This window comes from Sphingomonas turrisvirgatae, assembly GCF_001721295.1.
Classification (GTDB): domain Bacteria; phylum Pseudomonadota; class Alphaproteobacteria; order Sphingomonadales; family Sphingomonadaceae; genus Sphingomonas; species Sphingomonas turrisvirgatae.
Genome location: NZ_MDDS01000014.1, coordinates 1 through 15,993, shown reverse-complemented (window position 1 = coordinate 15,993; position 15,993 = coordinate 1). Strand labels below are relative to the sequence as shown.

Here is a 15,993-nt window from a genome sequence, read left to right as displayed (position 1 = left end):
CAGGAACAGAAATGCTAGGCTGCTACCCATGAAATTGTCCGAGGTCGCTTACTCGCATGTGAAGGACATGCTCATCGAAGGGCGTGTCGGCGCTAGCGAATGGCTGCCGATCGACGGCATCGCGGCAGAGTTGGGATCAAGCCGCCAGCCCGTGCTCGAGGCGATGAAACGGCTGGTCCTCGAAGGGTTCGTCGAAATCATGCCGCAGGTCGGCTGCCGGGTGCGCAGTCCGGACTCGCAGGAGATTGACGATTTCTACCGACTGTTCGCGGCTGGCGAAGCACTGATCGCGGAACTGTGTGCAGCGCGGGCCGAGCCCGCCGATGTCCTCAGCTTGCGACTTATCTCCAGCCAGATTGCCGCGCTGAGCACGCTGGGCGAGGATTCGCAGGCGATCGGTGAAAATTACCGCGTGCTCAATCGGCGCCTGCATGCTGAAATGCGGCGCGTCAGCCGGTCGAAGCCGCTCGCCGATGTCGTCGAAAGCCTGGGCGACCGTTCGGATTTCTACGTCGCGCTCACCAACCGCTCGATCTTCGCGCTCAATATCGAGCAGGCGCATCGCGAGCATGAGGCGATCATCACCGCGATCGCCAATGGCGACACCACTGGTGCGCGCGAGGCGATGGAGCGCCACATCTTCGCGACCGAGCGCCGCGTCCTCGACCAGCCGGAGGAAGCGAAACAGCGCGGCGCAGAGCCTGCCGAGCGGGTCGCGACGAAGCGCGCGGCCCGCGCCGCCAAAGCCTAGAACTCCGCAGGCGCTGGCGCGCGTCCGTAATAGCGGTCCAGCGTGGCTTGATCGGCGTCGCGCAGCGCGCGCAAGTCGCGGCGCGAATGGTCGATCGAGGCAGCGACCGCACGAGCGACCGCCGGTCGCTCCCCAAGTCGGGCCATCCATTCCTGCAGCCGAGGCAATTCGACCGCCTCGGGCAGCAAGCGCTTGAGCGTGAGGCACCAGGGCAGGAAAGCCATGTCGGCGAGCGTATAATCGGGACCGGCGATATGCGCATGGTTGCCGAGTTGGGCTTCGATCAAGCCCAGCAGTCGCCGGAGCTCGGCGGTGAAGCGGTCCCGCGCATAGCCCGGTTCGGCGACCGCTCGGTTAAAATGGAGGGCCTGCCCGCAGGTCGGGCCGAAACTCGCCATCTGCAGCATCAGCCATTTGAGCATGTCATAGCGCGCCGCCGTCGCCGCTGGCCAGAATCGCCCGCTGGTCTCGGCGAGATACATCAGGATCACGCCGGATTCGAACAGCACCACCGGATCGCCACCTCCGCGCGCATCCACCAGCACCGGCACCTTGCGGTTTGGATTGAGCTGGCCGAAGCCGGACTCGAACTGCTCGCCATGGATGACATCGATTCGCTCGAATCGATAGGGCAGCCCCAGCTCTTCGAGCAGGATCGTCACCTTGATCACATTGGGGCTACCCATGCCGTAGAGCGTGATCATGCCGTCTTCTCCTCTTTGCTGCCGCTGCAGGCGATACCGGCGACATGGCGCGCCGCGATGAAGCCGAAGGTCATCGCCGGACCGAGCGTGATGCCACCGGCGGGGTAGCTTCCGCCCATGATCGAATTCATGTCGTTGCCGCACGCGTATAGGCCGCGAACTGGCTTGCCATCCGCGTCGAGCACGCGGGCATCGGCGTCGGTGCGGATGCCGCGTGCGGCGCCGATATCACCCGGCCAAATCTTGACCGCATGGAAGGGCGGCATGCGGATCGGTCCCAGACAGGGATTGGGCGAATGTAAGCCGTCGCCCAGATAACGGTTGTAGCCAGTGCTGCCCTTGCCAAATTCGAGATCGACGCCCGTGGCCGCCGCCCGATTTGCCGCTTCGATCGTCGCCGCTAGCTGCGCCTGCGGAACGCCGATCTTGTCCGCAAGCTGGCCAATCGAGCGCGCCGACACGAGATAGCCCGAGCGGACGAAGCCGCGCTTTGAAAAGGGAGCCGGACGGACCAGGCCCAGCCCATAACGCCGGACGAAGCGTGAGTCGGCGACCAGCCAGGCCGGGACCGCGGGGCCGTCGCCATGGTCGCGATACATGCCTTCGACGAAATCATGATAGGAGTCGGCTTCATTTACGAAGCGGCGGCCCGCGCTGTTCACGGCGATCACGCCAGGCTTCTGCCGGTCGAGGATGAGGTGGGGAAACAAGGTGCGTTTGCCACCCGCCGCGTCGACCGAAACCGGGCTCAGGAATACCGCGTTGCGGGCGGTCGCTCCTATCGTACCGCCGACGGCAGCCGCGAGCGCAAGCCCATCGCCCACGTTGCTCGGCGGGGCCATCGAAAGATGAACATCGGCATACGGCACATTCGCGGCACGGAAGTGCCTGTTCGCCGCGCCCCCGCCCGCTGCCAGCACCACCCCGCGCCGCGCCCGGATGCGCACGATTTTGCCACCGATCACGGCTTCGGCGCCGATGACCGCGCCACCGTCGCGCACCAGGGCCGTCACGTCAGCGCCGGTTTCGAACCGCACGCCCCGATCGATCGCCGACCGCAACAGCCGCGCCGCCAGCGCATTACCCGCCAGAAGCCGCGCGCCGCGCGCGAAACGCAGCCGGTCGCTTGCGTGGCCGAGCAGGATCCGCACTGCATGCCGAAATGACGTCCAGCTGCGGCACGCGCGCTGGAGATGATCGATATCGGCGCGGCTCACCATCATCCCGCCGAAGATCATCGTCTGCTGCAATGGCGCGCGTAGCCGCGTGAACCAGCCACCAAGCTCCCGCCCGTCATATTCGAGAGGATCCAGCGCGCGACCACCCGACGACGCGCCCTCGAGTTCAGAGTGATAATCGGGCGCGTACATTCGCGGGACCAGGTGCACCACCGTATGCCTGTTGAACCAATCGACCATTTTCGGACTGGCCCGCACATAAGCCTCGACCATGTCGCGGCGCATCCCCGGGCCGATTACTTGTTCGAGATAACGCAACGCCGCGCCGGGCGGATCAGGCGCGCCCGCCTCGGCCATGCCGCGATTGCCCGGCACCCAGACAACACCGCCTGAGATTGCGGTGCTGCCCCCGATTAGATCGGTCTTTTCGAGCACCAGTGCATCGAGACCGCTCGCCGCCGCGACAATCGCCGCAGACATGCCGGCGGCGCCTGACCCGATGATGACGAGATCGGCCTCTTGGTCCCAATCGGTCATTCGGCAGGCACGGCGCCGGGCAGCGGCACGGTCTCGACATGCAGCCGGTCGAGCCGCAGCGCAGCGATCCGCCAGGCGCCGTCGCGCCGCTCATAGCGCTCGCGGTAATAGCCATAGCCGTGGAGTCGCGCGAGCCCGAACGGATTGAGGCGATCGATAGGAAAGACGAGCAGATCGCTCATCGGCCAGACCGCCGTGGCGCGATCACCCTCGACCTCGATCTCGGGGATGCCACCACTGTGAACGCTGACGACGCCGGGGAAGAGAATCTGTGAAATCCGCGAGATTGCCACCTCTGCGGTTTCGGGATCGTCCGTGCGATGCGCGAAATGCAACGTCGCCCCGGGCAGGAACAGCGTCCGCAGCGCGTCCCAGTCCTTGGTATCGACGAACCGGAAATAGCGCGCCTTAAGCGCTTTGATCGCTTCGATCGCGGCCAGCGTCGTGACCTGCTGTGCCGCGTCGCTCACGCTGGGCGCGGCTCGAATAGCGGCAGCCAGACGTCCTCGTCCTGTTCGAACACAACGCGGACCGGCATGCCGATCGTGACGGCATCCGGATCGATGCCGACGATGTTGGTCGTCAGCCGCAGCCCCTTCTGCTCGGCCAGCTCGACGATTGCGATGACATAGGGGACCTGCATGCCTGCCCCCCAGACCTTGTAGTTGACCGTCAATGCCTCGACCGTCGCTTCGCCGGACACGGTCTCGATTGTAACGCCGTCACTCAGGCATTCGGGGCAGACCGGACCGGGTGGATGCAGCCAATAGCCGCAATCCTGGCAGCGCATCAGATGCAGCCTGCCGTCCGCGCCGCCATGCCAGAAAGCTCGATTCTCGTCGTCGATCACCGGCAGGGTGCGTTGGTAATTCTCGCTCATCCGCGAACCTTGCAAGGAGGAGCGGGAGGCCGAGACGGCCTCCCGCGATGAAGCTTCTTCAGGCCGCTTCGTTGAGCTTGCGGAACATGTCGGTGATGTCCTGCGACGTCACAACGCGGCGCGCCTCGCCCTCAGCCAACGGGCTCGGCCCGCCGAACGAGATCGGGTCGAGACTTACATCCTTTGCCAGCGCGCGCAGCGCGCCGACGGTGCATTTGTCGCGCCCGCCCATCTTGCCGATCGCGTCGAAGTTCATGAACTTCAGCGCATTCTGGTGCGTGACCTTCTCGATCTGCGCCGGCGTCAGATGCTTGACCGTTTGGAACAATCGATCGGCCGAATGCGGCCACAGTGTATCGGAGTGTGGATAATCGCATTCATAGGCAACTATATCCTCCCCAATCGCATCGAGGTTCGCCAGGCCGAACTGGTCGTCGATGAAGCAGGTCAGGAAATGTTCGCGGAACGAATCGCTCGGCTTGCGCCCCTTGCCGCCGAAGTCGGTATAGGTCCACGCGCTGTGGTGGTCGAAGGTGAAGTCTGCACGCTCGAGGAAATAGGGGATCCAGCCGATGCCGCCTTCCGACAGCGAGATCTTGAGGTTCGGATAGCGGTTGAGCGCACTCAGATACAGCCAGTCCGCAGCCGAGTTCGCGATCGACATCGGCATGGTGATGATCCAGGCATCAATCGGCGTCAGCATCGAGGCATGCGGTGCTTGCGCGCCCGATCCGATATGGATGTTGATGCAGACATTGTTGTCGGCGCACACCTTCCAGAACGGTTCCCAATAGGGGTCGTGGATCGACGGCTGGCCCTTGAGTGAGGGATTGTCGCTGAAAGTGACCGCGTGGCAGCCCTTCTTGACGACTCGCTTGACCTCCTCGACCGTCGCGGCGACGTCCCAATAGGGCAGGATCGCGCATGGGATGTTGCGGCCGGGATAGGATCCGCACCATTCGTCGATATGCCAGTCGTTGTAGGCGCGCACGAGCGTGAGCGCGTCGGCCTTGTTCTCGTAGCTGAGGAACAGACCGCCATCGAAGGTGACGACAGTGGGGAAATTCAGCGAGGCGAGGATGCCGTTGGCGTTCATATCGCCAATGCGGGCATGGATATCATAGGCGCCGGGACGCATTTCGGCGAGCGAGGACGGCTCGCAGCCATATTCCTCCTTCACGCGGCCGGCTACCGCGTTGAGGCCGATCCCGCCGGTGCGGCGGCCTTCAAAAATCCAATAGTCGGCGCCGTTTTCATCCTGGCGCATCTCCGGCTTGATCGCCTTGTGCTGCACCGAAAGATGCTGGTCCCACATGGTGGGCGGCTCGACGATATGGTCGTCGACGCTGACGATGACGAGGTCTTCGGTCTTCATAACGGGTCTCCTAGGCTGAGCAGGGCGCACTCTTATCGTTTCACCAATTCGAACTGAGACTTCTCGCGGTCCCATGTGGTCTGCGTAATTCCCTCGTCGCGAAGCTCGTATTTGAGCACGCGGCCGACTGGATTCTTGGGCAGGGCCGCGCGGAACTCGATAAAGCGCGGCACGGCAAAATAAGGGAGGTTATCGACCGACCAGCGGCACAGCTCTTCCTCCGTGAGCGTCGCGTCCTCGACCAGCGTGCAGGTTACCTTCACATCGTCTTCCATGTCGGCGAACACCGCATGGACCGCGACTTCGTTGATCTGCGGGTGCAGGCGGAAGACACCTTCCATCTCCATGCTCGAGATGTTCTCACCGCGGCGGCGCAGATAGTCCTTCTTCCGGTCGACGAAATAGAACCAGCCTTGCTCGTCGAACATCCCGATATCGCCGGTGTGGAACCAGCAGTTCCGCAGCAGCGCCGCGGTCGCTTCGGGCCGGCGCCAATAGCCCTCGAACATGACATGCGGACGCTTGGGGCGGATGATGATTTCGCCCGACTGGCCCGCGGGAACCTCATTGTCATTCTCATCGACGATGCGGACATCGAAGTCGTCATTGTGTGTACCCGACGAATTGGCCGGCCGTTCGACGTCGATCGGCACGCTGGTGACGAGCGCGCATTCGGTCAGGCCGAAGCAGATCTGCGCCGTGTATTTGACGCCGAAGCGGTCCTTCCACTTGTTCTGATAGACCTCCGGGATCGGCGTTCCAGCGAGCAGCCGTAACTTGCCCTTGTAGCGTTCGGCGGCGGGATCATCGGCGGCATCGGCGATCAGCGTGATCATCGACGACAGGATCTGCACGACCGTGGCGCCGGTGCGTTCGATCTCGCCCCAGAAACGCGACACCGAGAAGCGCGGATATACCGCCGCCTTGCACCCGGCCATCAACGCAGGAAGGATCGTCGCAGTGTATTGGTTCATGTGGAAACCGGGCAGCGGCGTCCACACCACGTCGTCCTCATTGTACAGCATCGCTTCGCCGATCTGGCGGGCCATGTTGCATGCGTAATTCTGGCTGATCATGCAGCCCTTAGACGGACCGGTGGTACCGGCCGTGTAGATCAACATCGAGAGGTCGGCGGGCTTCACGGCGAAACCGGTCGGCTCGGTCGTGTCGACGAACGCGGAAGACAACGGACGAACGTCGAGCCGCACGGCGGCGGCCGCCGGCATGTCGCCTTTGACCAGAAGCACGCGGGCCTCGGGAATCCCGCCTTCGATCTGGATCATGCGCTCGACATATTCCTTCTCGGCAACGAGCACGACCGCACCGCTGTCAGAAACCTGATGCCGCAGATATTCGCCCTTATAGGCCGTGTTGAGCGGCACATGGATCGCGCCGATCTTGGCGCAGGCAAGCAGCAGCAGGATCTGCTCGACGCAATTGTCGAGCACAGAGGTGACGCAGTGGCCCGGCAGCGCACCCGCGGCGCGCAGCCCGTGCGCCAATTGCGTGCTGCGAATGTCGAGCGCGCCTAGTGTGTAAGTGGTCCCCGAAAAATCGAGGAACTCGAAATCGGGCCCGCGCCGGTCTAGCGCGCGCTCGAACACGTCAACGATCGTCGTCAGCTTGCCGGGCAGCCATGCGCCCTCCACACCCTGAGTCATCGCTTATTCCAAACCCTTCTGTTCGAAGTTCAAGTCCATGCGTCAGTGCCGCGCGAGCAGCAGGCAGCCCGCCATCGGGCCGCCGCCGGCCGCCGCCACCGCCAGTTTCACGTCGCGTTTGACCTGCCGGTCCCCGCCCACGCCGCGCAGCTGAGTCACCGCCTCGTGCACGAAACCGAAGCCGTGGGTGCGTCCCGCAGATAACTGACCACCATTGGTGTTGAGCGGTAGCTCGCCCTCAAGCGCGATCCGCGCGCCGCCTTCCACAAAGGCGCCGCTTTCGCCTTCGCCGCAAAAGCCGAGCGCCTCGAGCCAGGTCAGCGTCAGGAAGCTGAAGCCGTCATACAGTTGGGCGACATCGACGTCGCCGGGCTTGTAGTCGGTGCGGTCCCAGAGCATCTTGCCTGCATCGAACGCCGCCATGCGCGGGGTATCGACCTGGTCCCAGCTTGGCCGCGTCGTGAGCGCGCTGCCGATGCTGTCGATATGGATCGGCGCGCAAGCCAGATCCGCCGCCGCTTCCGCGCTCGACAGGATGATCACCGTCGATGCATCGGTCGGCGCATCGCAATCGAGCAGGCAAAAGGGCGACGACAGGAACGGCATCGCCAGATAGTCGTCGAGGCTCAGCGGCTTGTCGTACATCCGCTTGGGGTTGAGCAGCGCGTTGCGGCGCCCATTCACGGCGATCGCGCCGAGATGCTCGCGCCGCGTGCCATAGAGATGGAAATGGCGCTTCGCGTAGGGCGCCAGCCATTGCATCGCGCTGATCGCGTTGAACGGCAGCTGCCATTGATATTCGCCCCACACGCGCGAGCGCTCCGTCCTGGCGCGCGCGGCATCCTTCCATGACGCGCCGCCCGACCCTTCCTTGACGGTGCGGAAACACAGCACATGCCGCGACAGGCCGGCCTTGATCGCTGCATAGCCGTTGATGATCGCCGCAAGCTGAGCGCCGCCTTCAAGGCCGCTGCTATACCAGTTCACCTTCAGTCGCAGCGCGTCGATCAGCTGATTGGCGCCGATCGGGCCGAAGTGCGGCATGTCGGGCCGCGCGCCGGGATAGCAGGACACCCCGTCGATATCGTCGCGCGTGAGGCCCGCATTGGCGAGCGCGTCCTTCACCGCATCGACCGTCAGGCCCATCGCGGTGCGGTCCAGCCGCTTGCCCACGGCGGACTGGCCGATACCCGAAATCACGACGCCGGAATTCGCCATCCAACCTCTCACCATAGGGAACCGCGCGGCTTTCCGCGTCGGGGCAGCAATGCCGCCGGTTCGTCGATACCACCGCCGCGCACTGCTTTCCAGCAGAAACTGACGATGCATCAGTTATCTTTCTAGACAGGCTATAACTAAAATACTAGCACAATTTGCAATGAATCTAGCGCCGGCAAAACGCGCATCGAATGGAGAGAGACATGACCGCCAAAGCTCCCCTTGCGCACCTGCTGGTCGTAGATATGGGCCGGGGGCGGGCGGCGTCGCAAGCGGCGTTGCTGTTGGCATACGCCGGCGCCACCATCCGCAAGATCGACGATGTCGGCACGACGGCGCCGGTGAGCGCAATCGGCGACCGGCTGTGGAATCGCGATAAGCAGCGCGAGTCGTTCGCAGCGATGACTGGCGACGAAATCGAGACACTGCTCGCCCGCGCCGACATCCTGATCCATGATTGCCTGCCGTCGGTCGCACGAACGCTCGGGATCGACGCCGACTCGCTAAGCGCGCGCTTTCCGCAGCTCGTGCACGTTGCGATCGGTGCGTGGCCAGCGGGACATCCGCGCGAGGAAACGCCGGTCGACGATGCCTTGGCGCTTGCCGGATCCGGTCTGCTCGACGAACAGCCTGCCGCGAACCGTGACGGCCCGGTTTGGCTGCGCTTTCCGCTCGGCAGCGCCCTCGCCGCCTATCTCGCGGCCAGCGGCGCACTCGCCCGCATCCATGCCCGGTATCGCACGGGCCGGGGCGGCCCCGTTTTTACCAGCTTGGTGCAGGGCGCCATGCTGCCCATGATGATGTACTGGATGAAAGCGGAGCGCCCTACCCGCTCGGTCCAGTTCGGCATGCCGAAAGACAGCGGCGCGACCCTGTTCGAATGTGCTGACGGCCAGTGGATCCATACAATGGGCGCGCCGCAACAGGGCCCGACGGTGCGCGCAGCGCTCGAAGCCATGACCCCCGAGGAACGCGCGCGCCACAATGCCAAATATGCCGACGCCATCGTCAAATATCCCGGCCTTGGCGACGACTGGGGCGCGGTCGAGGCAATCCTGAAGGCTCGGCCACTCGACTATTGGCTGGCCGAATTCTGGGCATCCGACGTGCCGGCCCAGCCGGTGCTGCCGATGGGCGCGTTGTACACCGACGAGCAGGCGATCGCCGCGGGCTATGTCGAGATGCGCGAAACGCCGGACCTCGGCCCGATCCGGATGCCTGGCGCGCCGTTCCACATCGCAGCAACGAGCGTCGGCCAGCAAGCGGCAACTCGTCCGGAAATCCTGTCGGGCCCGCTCGATGGGCTTCGCGTGCTCGACATCGGCAACTTTCTCGCGGGACCACTGGGTCCGATGCTGCTCGGCGATCTCGGCGCGGACGTGGTGAAGCTCGAAGCGACCTCGGGCGACCCCTTGCGGCCCGTCGAATGGGCATTCAACGGGTGCCAGCGGAGCAAGCGCGGCATCGCGGTGCAATTAAAGGATCCGCGCGGACGGGCCGTCATGGAACGGCTCGTCGAATGGGCGGACGTTGTCCATCACAACCAGCGTATGCCAGCAGCGGTCAAGCTCGGGTTTGACGCCGAGTCGGTTCACCGCATCAACCCGGCGGCGATCTATTGCCATGTCAGCTCCTATGGCCAGACCGGCCCGCGCAAGGACTGGCCGGGCTATGACCAGCTGTTTCAGGCAGCGTCGGGCTGGGAACTGGCAGGCGCTGGCGCTGGCAATCCGCCGATGTGGCACCGTTTCGGGATGATGGATCATCTCGGTGCGCTTGCCTCGGTGGTCGCGACGCTGGCCGCGATGGTCGCGCGGGATCGCGACGGTACGGGCGCGAAGACCGCCGCCTCGCTGCTCGGCGCCAGCATTGCCAGCATCGATACATTGTGGGCGGGCGGCGCCGCGCTACCCCCCGAGGAAATGCTCGATCATGCGCAGACCGGCGTCAGCGCGACACGACGGCTGTTGCGCGCCGCCGATGGTTGGGTCGCGCTCGGCGGGCAAGACCACGACGCCAATGCAGTCGGGGAGCTGGCCGGTGGCGATATCGATCGCTGGGCAGCATCGCTGACGGTGGAAAGGCTGCTGGCACGGCTCGCCAGCCGCTCCGTTCCGGCAGCCCGGGTGATGCTGGACCATCGCGACGACTATCTCGCCGATCCGGCCAACCGTGCCGCCAAGTTGGCAACGACGGTTGCGCATCCCGTCTATGGCGCGTTCGACATGCTCGGCGCCGCCTGGACGTTTGGCGATCTCGACGTCGCGATTGACCGCGCGCCACCGCTGCTCGGCGAGCACAGCCGCGCGATCCTCGCCGAGATCGGCGTGCCGCAAGCCGAACAGGATGCGCTGATCGCCGACGGCATCGTGGTCGAAACCGCAGCCTAGCGCTTCGTGTCAGCCAGCAGCCGCGCGTCTGACCTGGTCGGCTTGCGCGCTGTTGCCGGTGACCTTGGCGATGACTGCGAACGCGTTCGCGCGGTCGGTCGGCGGCGCGCCGCGCCAGGCAACATGCTGGTCCGGCCGCACCAACAGCGCGGGTTCGGGGTAGAGCTGCTCATGCCCGGCGATATCGAGTCGGACCACAGTCAACGGCACTCCGGCCGACTGCGCCGCCGCCTCGATCGCGCTGGTATCGAGCGAGGCGAATGTCAGCAACGTGAACCACTCGCCGAGATGATCGTAGAGATTGCTGCCGTCGGCGAGATAGACGCTCGGCACGCGCGCACCAGGGGTCGTGGTGGGGACATAGTCGATCGGATCGTCAGATGCACGGTCGCCCTCCCCGTTCACCACGACTGGCGATCCGACATAGGCGTAGCCGAGCTCGATGCCGAAGCTCTCATTCTCGGCGTTGCCATAGGCGGCGATTTTCGCGCTTGCGTCCCTGCGTGCCTGCGCGCCGGCCTCGCTCTCTTCGAACAGCTCAGGGACGTAGAGCTCGGCGATCGCCATGCGCACGTCGTTGTGCCGACCGGAACCGGCGCAGTTGACCAGCGCGACCGGTCGGCGCTCGATCTCATAGGAAGCAATGAGCTCCGGCCCGCCGAATCCCGCAATCGTCGCTGCCAGCTTCCAGCCGAGATCAAACGCGTCGCCGATGCCGGTATTCATCCCATAGCCGCCAGTCGGAATATATTGGTGAACGGCATCTCCCGCGAGCAACACGCGGCCACGGCCATAGCTGTCGGCCACCAGCAGATGCGGCGCCCAATGGTTCGACACGATCACTTCATGCTCGATCGGCTCGCCTACGAATGCCTCCAGCAGCGCGGACGGATCGACGTCCTCGGGCTTCATGCCTTCGGGAAAACGCGTCAGCAGCGTCCAGACATCGCGGTCATTCTGCGCGACTAACGTGCCGCGGCTCGACTGATAGTGCCAAGCCGCGCCCCAGCGCTGCAGCAGTTCGCGCGCTTCGGAGTAGAAGTGGGTGATGAAGCGCTCGTTCACACGCGCACGCCCGCTCAGTTCAATGCCGAGCTGAGTACGCACCCGACTGCCGCCGCCGTCGCAGCCGACGAGCCATTTGCTGTGGATGAGCTGCTCGCTGCCATCGGCCGCGATCGCAGTGACCATGACGCCATCGGCGTCTTCCTCGAACCTGTCGAAAGCGGTAGCGAAACGGACGTCGATCCGCGGATGCTCTTCGATCGCCTGTTTGAGCACTGGCTCGATGATCACTTGCGACACGCGCATCGGCGGCTGCGAGGGTTGAGTGCCGTCATTGATCCGGTGCAGGCGCTCTCGCACCTCGCTCACGCTGGGATAGACGAAGCGATGCAGCTCATGTCCGTTCAGTGTCGTGATCCACGACACGTCGAATGGCTGGCTTTCGGGAACGGACACCGCACGCAGGCGGTCCGCAAGGCCGATCTTTTCGAACAACTCCATACTGCGCGCGTTGGTGATATCCATCTTGGGATGAGTCGTCGTCGTGGGATTGCGCTCCAGCAGCAGCACGTCGACGCCGTACTCCGCGAGCACATAGGCCAGCGTCATTCCGACCGGGCCGCCACCTGCCACCACCACGTCTACACTTGTCGTCATCAAGGCCCCGATCCGCTCCCAACCGCGCTATTACGTCGGAATATACTAGAATATTAGAAGCTGTAACTGGTGTTTCGGCGCAAGTCGCCCCCTTTCTGAATGGATTTATGCGAAATTGCCGGTGCCGGACGCACAAGCGCGCACTAATCACAGGTGTGAAAAGCGGACATTCGGGCAGTGGACAACGCAGCCGCAAAGGTTTGGCGCCAGCCCTTGGACGCGTTTCCCTCCGCATGCTCCCCACACGGGCGTCAGCGTTCCGCAGTGACTCCGAAACCGCCTTACTGAGGCATCAGGCCGCGCGCGCGCGCGCCTCAAGGATCGTGACCTTTATGCTCCCGCGGTCCAGCGCATCGCTGCTGGGCATCGCGCCGCTGCTCGACCGCGTCTCGATTTCAGCAAGCAGCGCAGACAAGTCGTCGGTCTCATAATCGACAATCATGAAGAAGGCCGGGCTGTCGCTGTCCGGCGCGCCGACTACCGCAAATCGCTGTGCCTGGTAGGCGCCCGGTAGTTGCAGCAAATCTTGCATGTGTCGTCCATCATACCAAGCATGATAATCGGCCTCGCGCCCCGGCAGCGGTTTGCTCTCAACGAGAAAGCGGTAGTGAGTCATCGTCGCCTCTCTCGTAACCGATCGCCGTGCGGCAGCTATTGCAGCGCGCCCGGTGCGCATAGCCCCAGCCACCCCGCGTGATGAAATCGCACATATCTGCAAATTACCGGTTCGGCCGGGACGCGTGTTGCCGCCAGCGTCGCGCCGCCTAGCCTGACCGAAACGATCGGAGAGGCCAATTGCACAAGCTGATCTATCTACTCACGCCAGACCCCGACGATACGCGCGCGGCGATGGTCGCGCGCGTCATGCAGGCTGGCGCCCGACTGGCCGCACTCGGCCCGGCAGGCTTGCGAATCAACGTCCAGGACGCCGGCGTTGACTGGGGCGACGCCGTCGACCATCACCCCGCGCTCAAACTTAAGAGCGAATATGGCCCGTTCGAGGCCGTGGTTCAGATCTGGCTCGACGATGCCGGCGACATCGCGCGATCGCCCCATGAAGCGATTATCTCGCAACTTGCGCCGCTGCATCACGGCTATCTCGTCAAGGAGCGGCTGTTGGTCCACAATCTGCGCCAGTCGGCGAGGCCGGGCGATCGCAATGACGGCTATTCGCAGATGGCGGTGCTGCAAATTCCCGACTGGCTCGACGAAGCGGAATGGCGCCAACGCTGGCAGGGGCGCCATAGCTGGGTCGCGATCTCGATCCACCCACACCTCGAATATATCCAGAACCGGGTGCTGCGGGCGGTCACCGCCGGGGCGCCGCCGATCACCGGGATCGGCGAGGAGGCCTTTCCGATCGAGGGGCTTCACGACGAACGCCCGCTGTTCCGCGGCGGCGAGAAGTCCGAAGCGAAGTTTAAGGAACTTTACGAGATCATGTATGAGGACGCGTCGCGCTTCATTGATTTCGGCAAGCTCGACATGCTGGTTTCGTCACAATTTGATTTGGTTCGGCCAGTGCGCTGAACCAGCGGCTGTCCGCCGTCAGCACCAATGGCACAGATTTGAGGTTGTGATTTAAGGAGGATCTGGGCTTCGTCGTAGTGACGAAGGAACGAAGATGAAGCCCAGATCCTCCAATGTAAAATCGCCCGCCAAGGCCCCAGCAGAGCGGGTAGTGAAGGACATCCGCCGACAGACCCGGCGCCACTTTTCGGCCGAGGACAAGATCCGCATCGTGCTGGATGGCCTGCGCGGGGAAGACAGCATCGCCGAGCTATGCCGCAAGGAAGGCATTGCCCAGAGCCTGTATTACACCTGGTCGAAGGAGTTCATGGAAGCTGGCAAGCGCCGCCTGGCCGGCGACACCGCCCGTGCCGCGACCACCGGAGAGGTCCAGGACCTGCGCCGCGAAGCCCGGGCCCTGAAGGAATGCGTGGCCGATCTGACACTGGAAAACCGTCTGCTCAAAAAAAGCATGGTCGCGGATGGGGGCAACGACGAATGAGGTATCCCGCATCCGAGAAGCTCGAGATCATCAGAACCGTCGAGCAGTCGCACCTGTCGGCCAAGCGCACGCTGGACCAACTCGGCATCCCTCGTCGGACATTCTACCGCTGGTATGATCGCTACCTCGAAGGCGGGCCGGAGGCGTTGGAAGATCGGCCATCGGCGCCGAGCCGGGTTGTGGAACCGCATCCCGGCGGGCATCCACGACCAGATCATCGAGCTGGCGCTGGAACAGTCTGAGCTGAGCCCCCGGGAACTGGCCGTGCGCTTCACCGATGGGCAGCGCTACTTCGTGTCGGAATCCACGGTTTACCGCTTGTTGAAGGCCCACGACCTGATCACCAGCCCGGCCTATGTCGTGATCAAGGCTGCCGATCAGTTCCACACGAAAACCACGCGGCCGAACGAGATGTGGCAGACCGACTTCACCTACTTCAAGATCATCGGGTGGGGCTGGATGTATCTGTCGACCGTGCTCGACGACTTCTCACGCTACATCATCGCCTGGAAGCTGTGCACCAACATGCGAGCCGAGGACGTCACCGACACGCTGGACCTCGCCCTGGCGGCTTCTGGTTGCGACAGCGCCACGGTGCTGCACAAACCCCGGCTACTCAGCGATAATGGCCCCAGCTACATCGCGGGTGAGCTGGCGGAATACATCGAGGCCCGGAAGATGAGCCATGTCCGCGGCGCCCCGTGTCATCCCCAAACCCAGGGCAAGATCGAGCGCTGGCACCAGACCCTGAAAAACCGCATCTTGCTGGAAAACTACTTCCTGCCCGGCGACCTCGAAGCCTACATCGAGACCTTCGTCGAGCACTACAATCACCAGCGATACCACGAGAGCCTGGCCAACGTGACGCCTGCCGACGCCTACTTCGGCAGGGCTCCGGCAATCATCAAACTGCGCGAAAGGATCAAGCGACAGACCATCGATCATCGGCGCTTGCAGCACCGCAAGTTCGCCGCCTAACATCAACCCCCTGACGAGGTCCGCACTCCGCTAATCTACGCCGCGAGTTGTGCCGAATGTTCTGACGACGGACAGTCGGTGACAAGGAAACGCTGCGGACCGGCGCGAATCGGACGGGGCTTTTCTACGCGCTGTTGATCGGCACGTGGAAGATCGGGCAGGCGGTGTCTGTCGGCATCGCGTTCCTCCTGCTGTCGGCGCTCGGATTCGATGCCCGCGCGAGCGGCGATGCGGGCGAGACCGGGTTGCTAATGATCTATGTGATCGTCCCGGTAATTCTGGCCCTCATCGCGACCGTGACCGTATTCCGTTATCCACTCACTGCCGCACGACATGCCGAGATCAGGTCAGCGCTGGACGCCAGCCGGGCTGACGCAGTAGCCTGACCGCTTCAGGGAATGATGCCGGCCGGCACCTCGCCTCGGTCTGGCGTTTCCTCGCGCCACCGCACGGAACCGACGGGACGCTCCAGCAAGCGCGTGATGCGCAGCTCGCCTCCCTTGCCATAGCGGGCCGACAAACCCCTGACGTGACCCCCGCCTTTCATCCAGCGGCAACCAGAGACCGACCGGTGTTGTCGCGCATGAGCGCAGGTGAAGCAACGGGCGGGGTTAACCCCGCCCGTTGCTGTTCAAGTTCGGCGGCGAA

General features: G+C 63.9%; 15 protein-coding genes and 1 pseudogene. 7 read left to right on the top strand and 9 right to left on the bottom strand.

Annotated features, from left to right (window positions below; all coding sequences use genetic code 11):
* Nucleotides 1-28 precede the first annotated feature (28 nt).
* Nucleotides 29-751, top strand: coding sequence for a GntR family transcriptional regulator (locus BFL28_RS06780; protein ID WP_069319862.1), 723 nt, complete (start codon nucleotides 29-31; stop codon nucleotides 749-751).
* On the opposite strand, the gene BFL28_RS06775 is transcribed toward BFL28_RS06780, so the two are convergent.
* From BFL28_RS06775 to BFL28_RS06745, 7 genes are read right to left on the bottom strand one after another with little or no spacing between them, the layout of a single operon-like run.
* Nucleotides 748-1,455 carry a glutathione S-transferase family protein gene (locus BFL28_RS06775; RefSeq protein WP_069319861.1) on the bottom strand — a complete coding sequence of 236 codons (708 nt, stop codon included), beginning with the start codon at nucleotides 1,453-1,455 and terminating at the stop codon, nucleotides 748-750. The two genes, BFL28_RS06780 and BFL28_RS06775, sit on opposite strands and share 4 nt — an antisense overlap.
* On the bottom strand, nucleotides 1,452-3,170 hold the full coding sequence (locus tag BFL28_RS06770) for an FAD-dependent oxidoreductase (protein WP_069319860.1): 1,719 nt from the start codon (nucleotides 3,168-3,170) through the stop codon (nucleotides 1,452-1,454). Before BFL28_RS06770 ends, BFL28_RS06775 begins: the two co-directional genes overlap by 4 nt.
* The gene (locus BFL28_RS06765; protein ID WP_069319859.1) at nucleotides 3,167-3,640 is read right to left on the bottom strand and encodes a nuclear transport factor 2 family protein; all 474 of its coding nucleotides are present in this window, start codon (nucleotides 3,638-3,640) and stop codon (nucleotides 3,167-3,169) included. Before BFL28_RS06765 ends, BFL28_RS06770 begins: the two co-directional genes overlap by 4 nt.
* Nucleotides 3,637-4,050, bottom strand: a complete 414-nt coding sequence (locus tag BFL28_RS06760) for a Zn-ribbon domain-containing OB-fold protein (RefSeq protein WP_069319858.1) — start codon at nucleotides 4,048-4,050, stop codon at nucleotides 3,637-3,639. The genes BFL28_RS06765 and BFL28_RS06760 overlap by 4 nt, the downstream gene beginning before the upstream one ends.
* Before the next feature lie 58 nt (nucleotides 4,051-4,108).
* Entirely contained in the window at nucleotides 4,109-5,425 is a 1,317-nt protein-coding gene (locus BFL28_RS06755) for an amidohydrolase family protein (protein WP_069319857.1), read from the bottom strand.
* Nucleotides 5,426-5,457: 32 nt separating this feature from the next.
* Entirely contained in the window at nucleotides 5,458-7,086 is a 1,629-nt protein-coding gene (locus BFL28_RS06750) for an AMP-binding protein (protein WP_069319856.1), read from the bottom strand.
* 42 nt (nucleotides 7,087-7,128) lie between these two features.
* Nucleotides 7,129-8,304: a thiolase family protein gene (locus BFL28_RS06745; protein ID WP_069319855.1), complete on the bottom strand. Its 1,176-nt coding sequence runs from the start codon at nucleotides 8,302-8,304 to the stop codon at nucleotides 7,129-7,131.
* A 203-nt stretch (nucleotides 8,305-8,507) separates the two neighbouring features.
* Between BFL28_RS06745 and BFL28_RS06740 the strand changes: the two genes are divergently transcribed.
* A complete protein-coding gene (locus tag BFL28_RS06740) occupies nucleotides 8,508-10,694 on the top strand; it encodes a CoA transferase (RefSeq protein WP_069319854.1) in 2,187 nt (728 codons plus the stop codon).
* Between the two features lie 9 nt (nucleotides 10,695-10,703).
* On the opposite strand, the gene BFL28_RS06735 is transcribed toward BFL28_RS06740, so the two are convergent.
* Together BFL28_RS06735 and BFL28_RS06730 are read right to left on the bottom strand one after the other, a co-directional pair.
* Entirely contained in the window at nucleotides 10,704-12,356 is a 1,653-nt protein-coding gene (locus BFL28_RS06735; RefSeq protein ID WP_069319853.1) for an FAD-dependent monooxygenase, read from the bottom strand.
* Between the two features lie 292 nt (nucleotides 12,357-12,648).
* On the bottom strand, nucleotides 12,649-12,972 hold the full coding sequence (locus tag BFL28_RS06730) for a hypothetical protein (protein ID WP_069319852.1): 324 nt from the start codon (nucleotides 12,970-12,972) through the stop codon (nucleotides 12,649-12,651).
* A 179-nt stretch (nucleotides 12,973-13,151) separates the two neighbouring features.
* Between BFL28_RS06730 and BFL28_RS06725 the strand changes: the two genes are divergently transcribed.
* The 5 genes and pseudogenes from BFL28_RS06725 (at nucleotide 13,152) to BFL28_RS06710 (ending at nucleotide 15,731) form a co-directional block, all read left to right on the top strand.
* Nucleotides 13,152-13,886, top strand: a complete 735-nt coding sequence (locus tag BFL28_RS06725; protein WP_069319851.1) for a hypothetical protein — start codon at nucleotides 13,152-13,154, stop codon at nucleotides 13,884-13,886.
* 94 nt (nucleotides 13,887-13,980) lie between these two features.
* Complete coding sequence (locus BFL28_RS21685; protein ID WP_030541591.1) at nucleotides 13,981-14,367, top strand: IS3 family transposase; 387 nt, start codon at nucleotides 13,981-13,983, stop codon at nucleotides 14,365-14,367.
* Nucleotides 14,292-14,477, top strand: a pseudogene (locus BFL28_RS21775) (hypothetical protein); the annotation flags it as partial. The gene BFL28_RS21685 and the pseudogene BFL28_RS21775, both read left to right, overlap by 76 nt.
* Before the next feature lie 4 nt (nucleotides 14,478-14,481).
* A complete protein-coding gene (locus BFL28_RS21675) occupies nucleotides 14,482-15,345 on the top strand; it encodes an IS3 family transposase (RefSeq protein WP_277620994.1) in 864 nt (287 codons plus the stop codon).
* 92 nt (nucleotides 15,346-15,437) lie between these two features.
* The gene (locus BFL28_RS06710; protein WP_079246983.1) at nucleotides 15,438-15,731 is read left to right on the top strand and encodes an MFS transporter; all 294 of its coding nucleotides are present in this window, start codon (nucleotides 15,438-15,440) and stop codon (nucleotides 15,729-15,731) included.
* Nucleotides 15,732-15,993: the final 262 nt, after the last annotated feature.

What these genes read in the sequence shown, in the direction of transcription:
- BFL28_RS21685 (WP_030541591.1), top strand. Translation starts at nt 13,981, where the DNA reads ATGAAGCCCAGATCCTCCAATGTAAAATCGCCCGCCAAGGCCCCAGCA.
- BFL28_RS06770 (WP_069319860.1), bottom strand. Translation starts at nt 3,170, where the DNA reads ATGACCGATTGGGACCAAGAGGCCGATCTCGTCATCATCGGGTCAGGC.
- BFL28_RS06775 (WP_069319861.1), bottom strand. Translation starts at nt 1,455, where the DNA reads ATGATCACGCTCTACGGCATGGGTAGCCCCAATGTGATCAAGGTGACG.
- BFL28_RS06735 (WP_069319853.1), bottom strand. Translation starts at nt 12,356, where the DNA reads ATGACGACAAGTGTAGACGTGGTGGTGGCAGGTGGCGGCCCGGTCGGA.
- BFL28_RS06760 (WP_069319858.1), bottom strand. Translation starts at nt 4,050, where the DNA reads ATGAGCGAGAATTACCAACGCACCCTGCCGGTGATCGACGACGAGAAT.
- BFL28_RS06780 (WP_069319862.1), top strand. Translation starts at nt 29, where the DNA reads ATGAAATTGTCCGAGGTCGCTTACTCGCATGTGAAGGACATGCTCATC.
- BFL28_RS06745 (WP_069319855.1), bottom strand. Translation starts at nt 8,304, where the DNA reads ATGGCGAATTCCGGCGTCGTGATTTCGGGTATCGGCCAGTCCGCCGTG.
- BFL28_RS06755 (WP_069319857.1), bottom strand. Translation starts at nt 5,425, where the DNA reads ATGAAGACCGAAGACCTCGTCATCGTCAGCGTCGACGACCATATCGTC.
- BFL28_RS06750 (WP_069319856.1), bottom strand. Translation starts at nt 7,086, where the DNA reads ATGACTCAGGGTGTGGAGGGCGCATGGCTGCCCGGCAAGCTGACGACG.
- BFL28_RS06730 (WP_069319852.1), bottom strand. Translation starts at nt 12,972, where the DNA reads ATGACTCACTACCGCTTTCTCGTTGAGAGCAAACCGCTGCCGGGGCGC.
- BFL28_RS21675 (WP_277620994.1), top strand. Translation starts at nt 14,482, where the DNA reads ATGATCGCTACCTCGAAGGCGGGCCGGAGGCGTTGGAAGATCGGCCAT.
- BFL28_RS06740 (WP_069319854.1), top strand. Translation starts at nt 8,508, where the DNA reads ATGACCGCCAAAGCTCCCCTTGCGCACCTGCTGGTCGTAGATATGGGC.